The organism is Pseudomonas rustica (assembly GCF_018336155.1).
GTDB classification, from domain to species: Bacteria; Pseudomonadota; Gammaproteobacteria; order Pseudomonadales; family Pseudomonadaceae; genus Aquipseudomonas; species Aquipseudomonas rustica.
On sequence record NZ_JAGYHF010000011.1, the window covers coordinates 1 to 14,857 of the forward strand.

13 protein-coding genes are annotated in these 14,857 nt (G+C 59.1%); 4 read left to right on the forward strand and 9 right to left on the reverse strand.

Annotated elements, in window-relative coordinates; translation table 11 throughout:
• Nucleotides 1-389: 389 nt before the first annotated feature.
• From KFS80_RS20485 to exaC, 9 genes are all read right to left on the reverse strand, one after another.
• Entirely contained in the window at nt 390-1,133 is a 744-nt protein-coding gene (locus KFS80_RS20485; protein ID WP_053124215.1) for a S24 family peptidase, read from the reverse strand.
• A 221-nt stretch (nt 1,134-1,354) separates the two neighbouring features.
• Nucleotides 1,355-1,882 carry an inorganic diphosphatase gene (gene ppa, locus KFS80_RS20490; protein WP_003205933.1) on the reverse strand — a complete coding sequence of 176 codons (528 nt, stop codon included), beginning with the start codon at nt 1,880-1,882 and terminating at the stop codon, nt 1,355-1,357.
• A gap of 121 nt (nt 1,883-2,003) precedes the next feature.
• Nucleotides 2,004-2,816: a M90 family metallopeptidase gene (locus KFS80_RS20495; RefSeq protein ID WP_159814971.1), complete on the reverse strand. Its 813-nt coding sequence runs from the start codon at nt 2,814-2,816 to the stop codon at nt 2,004-2,006.
• Between the two features lie 3 nt (nt 2,817-2,819).
• Complete coding sequence (locus tag KFS80_RS20500) at nt 2,820-3,470, reverse strand: DedA family protein (protein ID WP_053124211.1); 651 nt, start codon at nt 3,468-3,470, stop codon at nt 2,820-2,822.
• 224 nt (nt 3,471-3,694) lie between these two features.
• The gene (locus KFS80_RS20505) at nt 3,695-4,156 is read right to left on the reverse strand and encodes a GNAT family N-acetyltransferase (RefSeq protein WP_003228592.1); all 462 of its coding nucleotides are present in this window, start codon (nt 4,154-4,156) and stop codon (nt 3,695-3,697) included.
• 116 nt (nt 4,157-4,272) lie between these two features.
• Entirely contained in the window at nt 4,273-5,106 is an 834-nt protein-coding gene (eutC, locus tag KFS80_RS20510; RefSeq protein WP_420851060.1) for an ethanolamine ammonia-lyase subunit EutC, read from the reverse strand.
• Nucleotides 5,103-6,497: an ethanolamine ammonia-lyase subunit EutB gene (locus KFS80_RS20515; protein WP_212545736.1), complete on the reverse strand. Its 1,395-nt coding sequence runs from the start codon at nt 6,495-6,497 to the stop codon at nt 5,103-5,105. The genes eutC and KFS80_RS20515 overlap by 4 nt, the downstream gene beginning before the upstream one ends.
• Before the next feature lie 156 nt (nt 6,498-6,653).
• Nucleotides 6,654-8,024, reverse strand: coding sequence for an ethanolamine permease (gene eat, locus KFS80_RS20520; RefSeq protein WP_212545737.1), 1,371 nt, complete (start codon nt 8,022-8,024; stop codon nt 6,654-6,656).
• A gap of 262 nt (nt 8,025-8,286) precedes the next feature.
• Nucleotides 8,287-9,807, reverse strand: a complete 1,521-nt coding sequence (exaC, locus tag KFS80_RS20525) for an acetaldehyde dehydrogenase ExaC (RefSeq protein WP_008083670.1) — start codon at nt 9,805-9,807, stop codon at nt 8,287-8,289.
• A 380-nt stretch (nt 9,808-10,187) separates the two neighbouring features.
• Here exaC and KFS80_RS20530 point away from each other — a divergent pair, with 380 nt between their 5' ends.
• From KFS80_RS20530 to KFS80_RS20545, 4 genes are all read left to right on the forward strand, one after another.
• Nucleotides 10,188-12,101 carry a sigma-54-dependent Fis family transcriptional regulator gene (locus tag KFS80_RS20530; RefSeq protein WP_212545738.1) on the forward strand — a complete coding sequence of 638 codons (1,914 nt, stop codon included), beginning with the start codon at nt 10,188-10,190 and terminating at the stop codon, nt 12,099-12,101.
• A gap of 359 nt (nt 12,102-12,460) precedes the next feature.
• Nucleotides 12,461-13,810, forward strand: coding sequence for a UDP-N-acetylmuramate:L-alanyl-gamma-D-glutamyl-meso-diaminopimelate ligase (gene mpl / locus KFS80_RS20535; protein ID WP_008083666.1), 1,350 nt, complete (start codon nt 12,461-12,463; stop codon nt 13,808-13,810).
• The gene (gene ubiX / locus KFS80_RS20540; RefSeq protein ID WP_053124202.1) at nt 13,807-14,454 is read left to right on the forward strand and encodes a flavin prenyltransferase UbiX; all 648 of its coding nucleotides are present in this window, start codon (nt 13,807-13,809) and stop codon (nt 14,452-14,454) included. The genes mpl and ubiX overlap by 4 nt, the downstream gene beginning before the upstream one ends.
• Nucleotides 14,447-14,731 (forward strand): YceK/YidQ family lipoprotein, encoded by a 285-nt coding sequence (locus KFS80_RS20545; protein WP_053124200.1) that lies wholly within the window; start codon nt 14,447-14,449, stop codon nt 14,729-14,731. The genes ubiX and KFS80_RS20545 overlap by 8 nt, the downstream gene beginning before the upstream one ends.
• Nucleotides 14,732-14,857: the final 126 nt, after the last annotated feature.

The window sequence follows — 14,857 nt, forward strand, 5'->3', positions numbered from 1 at the left end:
CACCGAAAGCGCTTTTAACAAGACAATGGACAGCCGCCACCCAGCGCGCCGCAACCTGACAGGACGAAGTGAGCCAGCAGCGAGGGAATTAACAGGTGAGTGTCTTTCTGGCAGGCATTAAAAAGCCGGCTTGTGGCCGGCTTCTCGGGGACTGGCTTGGTTCATTTTTGGTAAACCGCGCCAGCCTTCAAAACGTACACCCGGATCTTGCGTCCGGCTGTGGGACTTGGTCAGAGGTTGGTCTGCCGCGTCGGGCGCTATCAGAACCGCAGGACGGGTCGATGCGCAAATGTGGGGCGAAGGATACTGATTTTTACCGCATATTCCCAGCCCGAAGTGCGGATTAGAGCTGTCAAAGCATCAGAAATAGCGTTGTGCACTGACGATCATTAGAGAAACGGCACCACCGGCCGACGCTTGCTCAGTGTCGACCACCAGAACACCCAGCCCAGAATATGAATCCGCTGCTCGTCAAGTTGCGCTGCACGGAAGATCTCGTCCGGGTACTCGGCACTGTTGTGGCTACGCAGGCGCAAGCCATTGCCCGGCATGCGATGCAGATACTTGATGCGCAACATCCCGTCGTGTTCGATCGCATAGATCTCGCCATCGACGACCTGAGTCAGTCCTCGATCAATGGCAACGATGGATCCGTCTTCGATTCGCTCGGCCATGCTGTTGCCGATCATGCGTGCACAGATAGCGTCAGAGTGTTTTATTTCAAGTTGATCCAGCTGTGCGCGAAGCAGGCGGATGGATTGATCCGTATCTTCGATGACGTGTGTTTTGCCGGTATCGGTGAGCGGTTTCTCATTGAAAAACACCAGGTCGATGTCGTTGGGATCAATGACCGTATAGACGCCGCGCACAGATTGGGCGTCGAAGGTGTCGCCATTGCTGGCAGGGGCATGGAGACGCGGCGACTCCTTGTGGCCTTCGCCAGTCTTCAGCCATTCGCTGTTCACGGACAGCAGGCGTGAGACCTCTTCCATGCGATACGCCGGGACGCCCCGGGTGTACCAGTTGTGGACATTTTGGGCTTCCGTGCCCCAGAACTTTGCGAATCCCGTGGTGGAGATGTTCGCTGCTTCCAGGAGTGCCTTGAATCTTGGACCGCTCGTGTTCTTTCTCATAAACACGGAGTCTACGGCCGTGCCAGAGCGGTTTGAATAAACCGAGCGTTCAAAAGCAGGCTGAGTTTTACGACGGGATGTAAGACGTTCTTGTGGGAAATTAAACAGGTCACAACAATATCAAGAGAGCGATAAACAGCCTGTTTAAGCGGCTGGCTCACGTCGATAAAAAACCCCGGATATCCGGGGTTTTCTTCAAGCATCACGCGAGCCGAAGCGTCTTAGCCCTTGTAGGCAGCAACCGACTTGGTGATTGCTTCGCGGGCGGCGTCTGCACCGGCCCAGCCTTCGATCTTGACCCATTTGCCTTTTTCGAGATCTTTGTAGTTCGCGAAGAAGTGCTCGATCTGCTGGATCAGCAGAGGCGGCAGGTCGGTGTATTCCTTAACGTCCACGTACAGCTGGGACAGCTTGTCGTGTGGCACTGCGATGACTTTGGCATCGCCGCCGCCGTCGTCGGTCATGTTCAGGATGCCAACCGGACGTGCACGGATAACCGAGCCTGGCGCAACCGGGTAAGGGGTTACAACCAGCACGTCGAGGGGATCACCGTCGTCAGCCAGGGTGTTCGGGATGTAACCGTAGTTGGCCGGGTAGAACATTGGGGTGGCCATGAAACGGTCAACGAACAGGCAATCGCTGTCTTTGTCGATTTCGTACTTGATCGGCGCGTGGTTGGCCGGAATCTCGATCGCGACGTAGATGTCGTTCGGCAGGTCTTTGCCAGCCGGAATCTTGCTGTAGCTCATTGGGCGTTGCCCCCGTAGTTGACCAAAAACACTTGGCCGGATTGACCAAAAAGTGGCGGCGATTATAGGCATATTCTGCCGTCGACGCCATTCACCGAAAGTCCTGAAGGTCGTGCAGACCTTAGTCGTGAGCCTGATAGACCGGGTCGCTCGCCTGAAGTTGCCGCAACCTGCTCAATGGATCCTGACGATAGAAGAGTCGCAACTGCTCATAGACCTGTGGATAAGTCTCATGGAGCAGATCGGGTGCGCTGAAGAAGTACTCACTGGTGACGGCAAAGAACTCTGCCGGATTCTCAGCCGCGTAAGGATCGATCGCGGTCTCGGCGTCGGGATTACGCTCAAGCTGACCATCAAGATCATCGTAAGCGGCCTGCATCACCTCGGCCCAGTCGCTGACGCGCATGTCCGCGTGCAGCGGTGGCAGGCCATTGGCATCGCCATTGAGCATGTCGAGTTTGTGCGCCAGCTCGTGGATCACCAAGTTGTAACCTTCCCAGCCACCACTGGCCATCACCCCAGGCCAGGCGAGAATAATCGGCCCCTGCTGCCAGGCTTCGCCGCTGTGTTCGCCATCCCATTCGTGCTCGACGCCGCTGGCATCGCGGTGTCGTTGCGGGCTGACAAAGTCATCGGGATAAAGGACGATTTCGTGGAAGCCCTGATACCAGTTCAGATCGCCAAGATTGAGCAGCGGCAATTGCGCCTGCACGGCGAGCAGCAGGCGTTGTTCCTGATGCAGTTCGACGCCGGGCAGGGCGGTCAGGTGTTTTTCTTCGAGGAACAGGACGCAGGCTTCGCGCAGCCACTGATCTTCGGCAGCAGTGATGCCGTCAAGAAAACTCAGGTGGTGGCGCACCCGTTGCCACATGTCGTCGGCAATCGGGTGCTTGGCGAGGATGCGTCGACGCCGCCAGGCGCTTAGCGACCACATCGCTTAGTGCGATTGGGCTTTAGTGCCGCCAAAACGGCTGCGCACCACGCCGATGATCATCGGAATGAGAGACAGCAAGATGATCGCAACAACCAGCAACGACAGGTTCTTCTTGATGAACGGAACGTTGCCGAAGAAGTAGCCCAGCGTCACGAGGCCGCCCACCCAGAGGATCGTGCCCAGAACACTGAAACCGAAGAAGCGCGGATACGGCATACGCGCAACGCCTGCCACGAACGGAGCGAAGGTACGGATGATCGGCAGAAAGCGCGCCAGTGTTACGGTTTTACCGCCGTGCTTGTCGTAGAAATCATGGGTCTTTTGCAGATAGTCACGACGGAAGATTTTCGAGTTCGGATTGCTGAACAGCTTCTCGCCGGCCGTTCGTCCGATCACGTAATTGGTACTGTCGCCGAGAATCGCCGCGAGCATCAGCAAACCGCCCAGCAGTACTGGATCCATGCCGCCGCCGGCCGCTACAGCGCCGGCGATGAATAGCAGTGAATCACCCGGCAGGAATGGCATCACCACCAGACCGGTTTCGCAGAAAATCACCAAAAACAGGATGGCGTAGATCCACGGCCCGTAGTTGTTAACCAGCAAATCGAGATAAACGTCGAGATGCAGGATCAGGTCGAGCGGGTTGAAATCCATGGAGGCACCTGTATGGCGGCCCGACTCGGCAGGCCTGTGCGGATAACTTCGAGTAAGCCTACAGCGAGGTGTAGTTTTTCTTACAAGCTGGGAAGCTCGAGATTATACGGCCTGAAACATCAAAAGCGCGTTGGTTTTGTAGCGAGGGATGTCGGTGTGTGAGTAATTGTCAGGGAGTTGATCGCAGCCCCGTAGGAGCTGCCGAAGGCTGCGATCTTTTGACTTCAGAGCTCGTCGCTGATCGGCAACACGTAGTTCTTGAACTCGGTGTCTTCCTTGAACCCAATCGATTCGTAGGTTTTTTGCGCCACTTCGTTGTTGCTGCTGGTCGAGACGCGCATGCGTACAGCCTGGGTTTCCTTGGCCATCTTCTTCGCAGTGCGGATCAGATTGTCGGCGACCAGTTGTCGGCGCGCGTCTTCGGCGACATAGATGTCATTGAGGATCCACACACGCTTGAGTGACAGCGATGAAAAGCTCGGATAGAGCTGACAGAAACCCATGAGCTTCTTGTCGTCATCATCGGCCAGCGCCAGATAAATCACCGATTCCTTGCGGCGCAGGCGTTTTTCGAGGAAGGCGCGGGACGAGTCGGGATAAGGCAGGGAGCCATAAAACTCGCGGTATTTGACGAACAACGGCGTGAGCAAATCGAGGTGTTCAAGGGTCGCTTGGATAATCCGCATGTCAGGTCTCGTCCTTCAAGTGGCTGTCTTCACGTGTTGTGACGGCGACGGTAAACCCTGGCGGCCGTGCATCGATCCTGCCTCAAACAGGATCAGAAACGCAATGCAGAAACGGTTCAGTTTGGCGGCGGATCCAGTAGGAAGTTTCCTTTCATGTCCTGACCAGCATCCGACGCCAGCGTCTGAACTTGCGCTTCATCCTTCAGGTTGACCCCCGACAGCTGCCGCCGGCACGCCTCGCGCATCAGGTACAGCAAGCGATGCGCCGCCATGCCGTAGCTCAAACCCTCCAGCCGGACATTGGAAATGCAGTTGCGATAGGCATCGGTCAGACCAACTTTTGGGTTGTAGGTGAAATACAGCCCCAAGCTGTCCGGCGAACTGAGCCCCGGGCGCTCACCAATCAGCATCACCACCATTTTCGCGCCGAGCAATTGCCCGATTTCATCGCCGATGGCGACGCGACCCTGTTCCACCAAGACCACCGGGGCGATTGACCAGCCATCGCCGCTCATTTGTTCTTCCAGCCGGGTGATAAACGGCAGCGTGTGGCGATGCACTGCCAGTGCCGACAAGCCATCTGCGACGACTATGACCAGATCGACCCCGCCGGGGTGCACGGCCAAGTAGTCGCGAAGACTTTGCGCCGAGTCATCGCTGAGTTTGCGTCCCAGATCCGGGCGTTGCAGGTAGCTGTTGCGATCCAGCGCCGCACTGTGAAGCAGCAAACTCTCACGCCCTCGTTCACTTAATTGCGCACTGAGCCCCGCGTGATCAAACGGCAAATGCACCGCATCCCGCGCCTGAGCGTGAGCAAACTGGAAATCCAGTTGTGCGCTGGTCGGCAGACTGGTGCCGGTGCGGCCAAGGGCAATCCGCGCCGGGGTCAGGCGGCGCAGTTGCAGCCAAGGGTTTTGCGGATCGACGGGCGGTTTATCCATGCGACTCATCCCAGTTGCGCCAACGCCTGGCGGAAGGCCGGCGGCAGATTGTTACCGAAGCGAACCTTGCCGTCCGCCTGCGTGAAGATGCCCATGTTCGCCAACCATTGTTCAAATTCCGGCGCCGGTTTCAGGCCCAGTGTCTGGCGAGCATAGAGCGCGTCATGAAACGAAGTGGTCTGGTAATTGAGCATGATGTCGTCGGAGCCGGGGATGCCCATGATGAAATTGATCCCCGCGACACCGAGCAGAGTCAGCAGGGTGTCCATGTCGTCCTGGTCGGCTTCGGCGTGGTTGGTGTAGCAGATGTCGCAACCCATCGGCACGCCGAGGAGCTTGCCGCAGAAGTGGTCTTCGAGGCCGGCGCGGATGATCTGTTTGCCGTTGTAGAGGTATTCCGGGCCGATAAATCCTACGACGGTGTTCACCAGAAACGGTTTGAAATGCCGTGCCACGGCATAGGCTCGGGTCTCGCAGGTCTGTTGATCGACACCGTGATGAGCGTTGGCCGACAGCGCGCTGCCCTGACCGGTTTCGAAATACATCAGGTTTTGCCCGAGGGTGCCGCGATTAAGGCTCAGGCCGGCGTCATAACCCTCCTGCAAGACATTCAGATTGATACCGAAACTGGCGTTGGCCGCTTCGGTGCCGGCAATCGACTGGAACACCAGGTCCAGCGGCACGCCCCGGTTGATCGCCTCGATCGAGGTGGTGACGTGGGTGAGCACGCAGGCTTGAGTCGGAATGTCGTAGCGCTGGATGATCGCGTCGAGCATTTCCAGCATCGCGCAAATCGAGGCAATGCTGTCGGTGGCCGGGTTGATGCCGATCATCGCATCGCCGTTGCCGTAGAGCAGGCCGTCGAGAATGCTCGCGGCGATGCCGGAGGGTTCGTCGGTCGGGTGGTTCGGTTGCAGACGCGTGGATAGGCGCCCGCGCAGGCCGAGAGTGCCGCGAAATTTCGTCACCACGCGGATCTTCTGCGCGACCAATACCAAATCCTGCACGCGCATGATTTTCGACACGGCGGCGACCATTTCCGGCGTCAGGCCGGGGGCGAGGTTGCGCAGGCTGGTTTCATCGGCGGCGTCACTGAGCAACCAGTCGCGGAAACCGCCGACGGTGAGGTGGCTGACCACGGCGAAGGCCTGTTTGTCTTGGGTGTCGATGATCAGTCGAGTGACTTCATCTGATTCGTAGGGGATCAGCGCTTCTTGCAGGAAATGCGTGAGCGGGATGTCGGCCAGCGCCATTTGTGCCGCCACGCGTTCGCCATCATTGAGCGCGGCGACACCGGCGAGGAAATCCCCGGAGCGCGCCGGGCTGGCCTTGGCCATGACGTCCTTGAGGCTGTCGAAGCGATAGGTCTGGGCGCCGACGGAATGGGCGAATGCGGCCACGATATCCTCCTGTAAACGATAATCCCCTGTAGGAGCTGCCGCAGGCTGCGATCTTTTGATCTGGCTTTTAAAAGATCAAAAGATCGCAGCCTGCGGCAGCTCCTACAGGGTTCCAGCACAGTGCCTGAATGGGCGCTGTGCACTTTTATATGTCAGCTAGATACCTTCGAGCATAGCGTCTGTCGGTGCATCGGCGCGTTGCTTGGCGGTCAACTGGAAATACAGATAGCCAGCGGCCATAAAGCCAAGGAACACACAGCCGATCAGCGTGTTGAACCACGCCATCGCCACCAGACACACCACCGCCAGAAACAGTGCAATCGCCGGCACCACCGGATAACCCGGCGCGCGGAAGGTGCGTTCCAGGTTCGGCTCGGTTTTGCGCAGTTTGAACAGGCTGAGCATGCTGATGATGTACATCACGATCGCGCCGAACACCGACATGGTGATCATCGCGGCGGTCAGGGTCATGCCTTGCAGGTTAACCAAACCATCGCTGTAGATTGCCGCCATGCCGATCACGCCACCGGCCAGAATCGCCCGGTGCGGGGTCTGGAAGCGCGAGAGTTTGGCCAGCCCTTTAGGCAGATAACCGGCGCGGGCGAGGGCGAAAAACTGCCGCGAGTAACCGAGGATGATCCCGTGGAAACTCGCCACCAGCCCGAACAGGCCGATCCACACCAGCATGTGCATCCACGTCGAGTTATTGCCGACCACCGCTTTCATCGCCTGCGGCAGCGGATCGTTGATGTTCGACAGCTGACGCCAGTCGCCAACGCCGCCAGCCATGACCATCACGCCGATGGCCAGAAACACCAGGGTCAGAATGCCGCTGACGTAAGCCTTGGGAATCGTCCGTTTCGGGTCTTTGGCCTCTTCGGCGGCCATCGCCGCGCCTTCGATGGCGAGGAAGAACCAGATCGCGAACGGTATCGCCGCGAAGATCCCGGGGATCGAGGCCATGGTGAATTCGTTGGAGCCCGACCAGCCATTCAATACAAAATTACTGAAGCTGAAGCCCGGCGCCACCACGCCCATGAATACTAAAAGCTCGGCAACGGCCAGTACGGTGACCACCAGTTCGAAGGTCGCAGCAATGCTGACGCCGAGTATATTCAGGGTCATGAACACGAAATACGCGCCGACCGCCGCGATCTTCGGATCAAGCTCTGGGTATTGCACATTTAGATAGGCGCCGATGGCCATGGCAATCGCCGGTGGCGCGAAGACAAACTCGATCAGCGTGGCGATGCCGGCGATCAATCCGCCTTTCTCGCCGAACGCCCGACGGCTGTAGGCAAACGGCCCGCCGGCGTGTGGGATAGCGGTGGTCAATTCGGTGAAGCTGAAGATGAAGCAGGTGTACATGGTCGCGACCATCAACGCCGTGACCAGAAAACCCAGGGTGCCGGCGGTGCCCCAGCCGTAACTCCAGCCGAAGTACTCGCCGGAAATCACCAGGCCGACGGCAATGCCCCAGAGGTGCAGGGTGCCGAGTGTGGGTTTGAGCTGTGTGGTTGAAGTCATAAGTCCTCGCTGTCTTTTTATTGTTCGATTTTTTGGACTTTCGGGTGATGCGGTTGGGGTGGATGGGGCTGTTCACGCAGCGGCAGTTTTTCTGCAAATCCTGAATGACGGGTACGCAAGGGCCGTGCCAGAGCGGCCAGGCATGTTGTGGGTGGTGTTATTAAGGACGCCTTCGCTGGCAAGCCATGCTCCTACAGATCCTGCGTAACCCTGTAGGAGCAAAGCTTGCTCGCGAACGCCGTTAAACGATCAAAAGTCGGGCTTAGAAGAAACCCAACGGATTGATGTCGTAGCTCACCAGCAGGTTTTTCGTTTGCTGATAGTGATCGAGCATCATCTTGTGCGTCTCACGCCCCACGCCGGACTTCTTGTACCCGCCAAACGCGGCATGCGCCGGATACAGGTGGTAGCAGTTGGTCCACACACGACCAGCCTTGATCGCGCGGCCCATGCGGTAGGCGCGGTTTATGTCGCGAGTCCACAGACCGGCACCGAGGCCGAACTCGGTGTCGTTGGCGATCGCCAGCGCTTCTGCTTCGTCCTTGAACGTGGTGATGCTCACCACTGGCCCGAAGATTTCTTCCTGGAACACGCGCATCTTGTTGGTGCCCTTGAGCAGGGTCGGCTGGATGTAATAGCCGGTCGACAGATTGCCCTCGAGTTTTTCCACCTTGCCGCCGGTCAACAGCTCGGCGCCTTCGCCCTTGGCGATTTCCAGGTACGAAAGAATCTTGTCGAATTGTTGCTCGGAGGCCTGCGCGCCGACCATGGTGTCGGTGTCCAGTGGATCGCCACGTTTGATTTGCAGGACTTTCTTCATCACGACGGCCATGAACTCGTCGTAGATCGATTCCTGTACCAGTGCGCGCGATGGGCAGGTGCAGACTTCGCCTTGGTTGAAGAACGCCAGCACCAGACCTTCAGCGGCTTTCTCAATGAACGTCGGCTCGGCCTGCATGATGTCTTCGAAGAAGATGTTCGGCGATTTGCCACCGAGTTCCACGGTCGACGGAATGATGTTCTCCGCCGCGCATTTCATGATGTGCGAGCCAACCGGGGTCGAGCCGGTGAAGGCAATCTTGGCGATGCGTTTGCTGGTCGCCAGCGCTTCGCCGGCCTCTTTGCCATAGCCCTGAACAATGTTCAGTACGCCCGGCGGCAGCAGATCGCCGATCAGTTCCAGCAACACGGTGATGCCCAGCGGGGTTTGCTCGGCAGGCTTGAGTACCACGCAGTTACCGGCGGCCAGCGCTGGTGCGAGTTTCCACGCGGCCATCAGGATCGGGAAGTTCCACGGGATGATCTGCCCGACCACGCCCAGCGGTTCATGAATGTGATACGCCACAGTGTTGCCGTCGATTTCGGCAGCGCTGCCTTCCTGGGCGCGCAGGCAACCGGCGAAGTAGCGGAAATGGTCGGCGGCCAGCGGGATGTCGGCGTTGAGGGTTTCGCGGATGGCTTTGCCGTTGTCCCAGGTTTCGGTGATTGCCAGCAGTTCGAGGTTCTGTTCGATGCGGTCGGCGATTTTCAGCAGGATCAGCGAGCGCGCCTGCACGGAAGTGGAACCCCATGCATCGGCTGCGGCGTGAGCGGCGTCCAGTGCCTTGTCGATGTCTTCGGCAGTGGAGCGCGGGAATTCGGCAATCGGCTGGCCATTCACTGGCGAGGTGTTGGTGAAGTACTGACCTTTGACAGGCGCGACGAACTCGCCGCCGATGTAGTTACCGTACTTGCTCTTGAACGAGACTTTGGCGCCTTCAGTACCGGGGTGAGCGTAACGCATGATGATGTTCTCCTTGGCTTTGTACTTATTAGAGAAACGCGCAAGTGCGCTTGCTATAAGCGTAGAGCAAGGGTCGGGCCACTGCCGCGCGGAGCCGTGAAATCAAGGGGTTGGCAGGTTTTTGTCGGACGAGCGGAATGGCGCTGTGACGCTATCGGTACAGGCGGGGTGACAGTTTGTACCGCTTTTGGCACAGCCTGTGACCGGGCAGTCTTGCCAGCATTGCATTGGTGCGTGAGCTGGAGGATGCTCAACCCACAGCAACCCCTATAGGAGCTGCCGAAGGCTGCGATCTTTTGATTTTGCTTTTTTGCAGATCAAGATCAAAAGATCGCAGCCTGCGGCAGCTCCTACACGGGGAATATGGAGAACAATAAGAAATGCACGACAACCATTTGAGTCGCCATGCCCAGCAGGTTCTCACCGTCAGTCAGGGCAAACCGCACCTGCACGGGCCTGGAGCTGATCCGTCGATTGCCCGGTCGTGGCTGCGCTGTCTTGAGGACTATCACCTCGACCCGGCGCTAAGCATCGCGCCGACCGTGCTTGAACACGGGCGTGTCCTCGAAAGCCGTGAGCGTTTGCAACAAGTCCTGCAGATCGCCGGCAATGAAATGAGCAGCCTCCATCAACAGCTTTCCGGCGCCGGCCACGCGGTGTTGCTGACCGACGCGCGCGGGGTGATCCTCAATTGCGTCACCGCACCCGCTGAACGGAAAATTTTCGAACGTGCCGGCCTCTGGCTCGGTGCCGACTGGAGCGAAGCCTGCGAAGGCACCAATGGCATCGGCACCTGCCTGGTCGAGCGTCAGGCGCTGACCATTCATCAGGACGAACACTTTCGCGGTCGCCACACCGGCCTGACCTGTTCGGCGAGCCCGGTGTTTGATCCGCATGGCGAACTGCTGGCGGTGCTCGACGTGTCCTCGGCCCGTCACGATGTCTCGCGGCAGAGCCAGTTCCACACCATGGCGCTGGTCAATCTGTCGGCGAAGATGATCGAGAGCTGCTACTTCCTGCGCTGTTTCGATAACCAATGGTTGCTGCGTTTCCACTTGCAGGCCGAGTCGGTCGGGCTGTTCAGCGAAGGTTTGCTGGCGTTTGACGGCGAAGGGCGGATCAGCGCGGTTAATCAGAGTGCGCTGAACCTGCTCGGGCATATTCGCGGTGGGCTGCTCGGGAAACCGGTCGAGGCGTTTTTCGATTGCTCGCTGGATGAGTTGCTCGGCCGCGCCAGCGCGAATGCCAGCGCCAGTTGGCCGCTGCGCACCCGTGACGGGCGCCATCTGTTTGCTGTGTTGCGCGGTGAATCGCGTAAACCCGCGCCGATCATGCCGCTGGCAAAAATTATCGAAGCGCCGCGCCTGTCCGGGATCTGCCTGGGTGACGCCGCGCTGCAAGCGGACTTTCGCAAAGCACTGCGCGTGTTCGAGCGGGATGTGCCGCTGCTGATCAATGGCGAAACCGGCTCGGGTAAAGAGGCGTTCGCCAAAGCTGTGCACCAGGCCAGTCAGCGCTCGGACAAAGCCTTTGTCGCGCTCAACTGTGCGGCGATCCCTGAAAGTCTGATTGAAAGCGAGCTGTTCGGTTATCGCGGCGGCAGTTTTACCGGTGCAAGAAAGGATGGCATGCGCGGCAAGTTGCAGCAGGCCGATGGCGGCACGTTGTTCCTCGATGAGATTGGCGATATGCCGTTGGCCTTGCAGACGCGTTTGTTGCGGGTGCTGGAGGATCGGCAGGTGGTGCCGATCGGTGGCGAACCGGAATCGGTCAACGTGCGCATCATCAGCGCGACGCACCGCAATCTGTTGGCGCGGGTTGAGGACGGCAGCTTTCGCGAGGATTTGTATTACCGCTTGAACGGGCTGGAAGTGGCGTTGCCGGCGCTGCGCGAACGCAGTGATAAATCGCAGTTGCTGGATTTTCTGCTGGCCGAAGAGGCGGGCGGCGAAACGATCCTGATCGAAGAGCCGGCGCGGCAGGCGTTGCTGGCGTTCAACTGGCCGGGGAATGTGCGGCAGTTGCGTAATGTGCTGCGCACGTTGGCGGCGTTGTGTGATGAAGGGCGGATCGGGCTTGAGGATTTGCCGGTGATGATTCGGCAGGTGCGGGTGGCGGTTTTGCAACCTGATGTATCTGAGCATCCATTGGAAGATGCTGAGCGGGTTGCGCTGCTTAAAACGCTGGAACAGACGCGCTGGCACATGACGCATACGGCTGAGCAGTTGGGGGTTAGCCGTAATACGCTTTACAGAAAGCTGCGTAAGCATGGGATTGAGCGGCGGGTCAGTTAGAAGGCCCTCACCCTAGCCCTCTCCCAGAGGGAGAGGGAACTGACCGAGGTGTTCTGGCGATTTACGCCGACCTGAATTATCCAGCCGAACTCTGGATATGAAAGCAACACAGATCGGCGCCCTCTCCCTCGGGAGAGGGGACTGACCGAGGTGTTCTGGCGATTTACGCCGACCTGAATTATCCAGCCGAACTCTGGATATGAAAGCAACACAGATCGGCTCCCTCTCCCTCGGGAGAGGGCTGGGGTGAGGGGCGACAATCCACAGCCGAACACAAATGCCATTCCCGCCCCATCACCTAAAGAGTGCGATTTCCCCCTCCCTACGCTAACCTGCGGCCATGTTTTACGAGGTCGACTATGCACATTCATATTCTGGGTATCTGCGGGACTTTCATGGGCTCGATGGCGGTTCTGGCCAAAGAGCTGGGCCATCACGTGACCGGCTCCGACGCCAACGTCTATCCGCCGATGAGCACGCAGCTTGAAGCCCAAGGCATTCAACTGACGCAAGGTTACGACCCGGCGCAGCTCGATCCGGCACCGGATCTGGTGGTTATCGGCAACGCCATGTCGCGCGGTAATCCGGCGGTGGAATATGTGCTGAACAAAGGCCTGCCGTACGTTTCCGGCCCGCAGTGGCTGGCTGATCACGTGCTGCAAGGTCGCTGGGTGCTGGCGGTTGCCGGCACGCACGGCAAAACCACCACCAGCAGCATGCTCGCCTGGGTGCTGGAACACGCCGGCATGAGCCCGGGTTTCCTCATCGGTGGTGTGCCGCAGAATTTCTCGGTGTCGGCGCGACTGGGCGGTACGCCGTTCTTCGTGATCGAGGCCGACGAATACGACAGCGCGTTCTTCGACAAGCGCTCGAAGTTCGTTCACTACCGTCCGCGCACCGCGATCCTCAATAACCTTGAGTTCGATCACGCCGACATCTTCCCGGATCTGCCGGCGATCGAGCGGCAATTCCATCACCTGGTGCGGACCATTCCAAGTGAAGGCCTGGTCATCCACCCGACCACCGAGCCTGCCTTGCAGCGGGTGATCGAAATGGGTTGCTGGACACCGGTGCAGACCACCGGTGCTGGCGGGCAGTGGCAGGTCAAACTGTTGAGCGAAGACGGTTCGGCATTTGAGGTGATGTTTGAAGGCGTGTCGCAAGGCACTGTCGAGTGGGAACTGACCGGCCAGCACAACGTTGCCAACGCCTTGGCAGCTTTGGCAGCGGCGCGGCATGTTGGCGTGGTGCCATCGATGGGCATTGCCGGTTTGAGCGCGTTCAAGAACGTTAAGCGTCGCATGGAGAAAGTCGCCGAAGTGCGCGGCATCACCATTTACGATGACTTCGCTCACCACCCGACGGCCATCGCTACGACTCTCGACGGCCTGCGCAAACGCATCGGCGATGCTCCACTGATCGCGATCATCGAACCGCGCTCCAACTCGATGAAGCTCGGCGCCCACCGTGACGGCTTGCCGGCCAGCGTGGTCGATGCCGACCAAGTGATCTGGTACGCCCCGGCCAACCTCGGCTGGGATCTGGCTGGCACCGCCGCGTTGTGCACCGTGCCGTCGATTGTCAGCGATTCGCTGGAAGGCATCATCGAACGCGTGAAGAGCCAGGCCCAGCCCGGCACGCACGTGGTGATCATGAGCAACGGCGGCTTCGGCGGCCTGCACGGCAAACTCGCCGAGGCGCTGCAATGAACACTTTTTCGCAGGGCAACGGCCCGGAGCGCATCACGCTGGCGATGACCGGCGCCTCGGGCGCGCAGTACGGTTTGCGCCTGCTCGATTGTCTGGTGCGCGAAGATCGCGAAGTGCACTTTTTGATCTCCAAGGCTGCGCAGTTGGTGATGGCCACCGAGACTGATGTCACGCTGCCGCCGAAACCGCAGATGATGCAGGCGTTCCTCACCGAATACACAGGGGCGGCCGCCGGGCAGATCCGCGTGTATGGCAAGGAAGACTGGATGTCGCCGGTGGCTTCGGGCTCTGGCGCACCGGCAGCGATGGTCGTGGTGCCGTGCTCGACGGGCACGTTGTCGGCGATTGCCACGGGCGCCTGCAACAATTTGATCGAACGCGCTGCGGATGTGACGTTGAAGGAGCGTCGCCAGTTGATTCTGGTGCCGCGTGAAGCGCCGTATTCGAGCATTCATCTGGAGCACATGCTCAAACTGTCGAACATGGGCGTGACCATTCTGCCGGCGTCGCCGGGTTTTTATCACCAGCCGCAGACGATTGATGATTTGATCGATTTCGTTGTGGCGCGGATTCTCAATCTGCTCGGTATTCCGCAGGACATGCTGCCGCGTTGGGGTGAGCATCATTTGAGCAGCGATGAATAAGCTGCTGCTGATCGGGCTGGTGGTGTTGCTGACCGGATGCGCCACGGCGCGCACCTTGGATGCGGCGAAACCGGGGGCGCCAGTGGTGTACTCCGGGACGCGGCTGGATTTGTATGCGATGAATGGCGGATGCTGCGCGATGGATCGGTTCGGGGCTGAAGCGCCGAGCTATCCGGGTGTGGATCTGCCGGGGAGTGCGTTGCTCGATACGCTGTTGTTGCCGTTGTCGCTTCTTACCGTGATCGGCGTGAGTTTTCAGGCAACAGGCGGATTGTAGTTAGACAGATCGTTCCCACGCTCCGCGTGGTAACGCCTCCGGTGACGCTCTGCGTCACGCTTTGGGACGCAGAGCGTCCGTGGCTGCATTCCCACGCAGAGCGTGGGAACGATCATGCGGCGGAAG

Bases quoted from the DNA above. Each gene is read 5' to 3' on its own strand.
- KFS80_RS20485 (WP_053124215.1), bottom strand. From the start codon at position 1,133: ATGAGAAAGAACACGAGCGGTCCAAGATTCAAGGCACTCCTGGAAGCA.
- ppa (WP_003205933.1), bottom strand. From the start codon at position 1,882: ATGAGCTACAGCAAGATTCCGGCTGGCAAAGACCTGCCGAACGACATC.
- KFS80_RS20495 (WP_159814971.1), bottom strand. From the start codon at position 2,816: ATGTGGTCGCTAAGCGCCTGGCGGCGTCGACGCATCCTCGCCAAGCAC.
- KFS80_RS20500 (WP_053124211.1), bottom strand. From the start codon at position 3,470: ATGGATTTCAACCCGCTCGACCTGATCCTGCATCTCGACGTTTATCTC.
- KFS80_RS20505 (WP_003228592.1), bottom strand. From the start codon at position 4,156: ATGCGGATTATCCAAGCGACCCTTGAACACCTCGATTTGCTCACGCCG.
- eutC (WP_420851060.1), bottom strand. From the start codon at position 5,106: ATGAGTCGCATGGATAAACCGCCCGTCGATCCGCAAAACCCTTGGCTG.
- eat (WP_212545737.1), bottom strand. From the start codon at position 8,024: ATGACTTCAACCACACAGCTCAAACCCACACTCGGCACCCTGCACCTC.
- exaC (WP_008083670.1), bottom strand. From the start codon at position 9,807: ATGCGTTACGCTCACCCCGGTACTGAAGGCGCCAAAGTCTCGTTCAAG.
- KFS80_RS20530 (WP_212545738.1), top strand. From the start codon at position 10,188: ATGCACGACAACCATTTGAGTCGCCATGCCCAGCAGGTTCTCACCGTC.
- mpl (WP_008083666.1), top strand. From the start codon at position 12,461: ATGCACATTCATATTCTGGGTATCTGCGGGACTTTCATGGGCTCGATG.
- ubiX (WP_053124202.1), top strand. From the start codon at position 13,807: ATGAACACTTTTTCGCAGGGCAACGGCCCGGAGCGCATCACGCTGGCG.
- KFS80_RS20545 (WP_053124200.1), top strand. From the start codon at position 14,447: ATGAATAAGCTGCTGCTGATCGGGCTGGTGGTGTTGCTGACCGGATGC.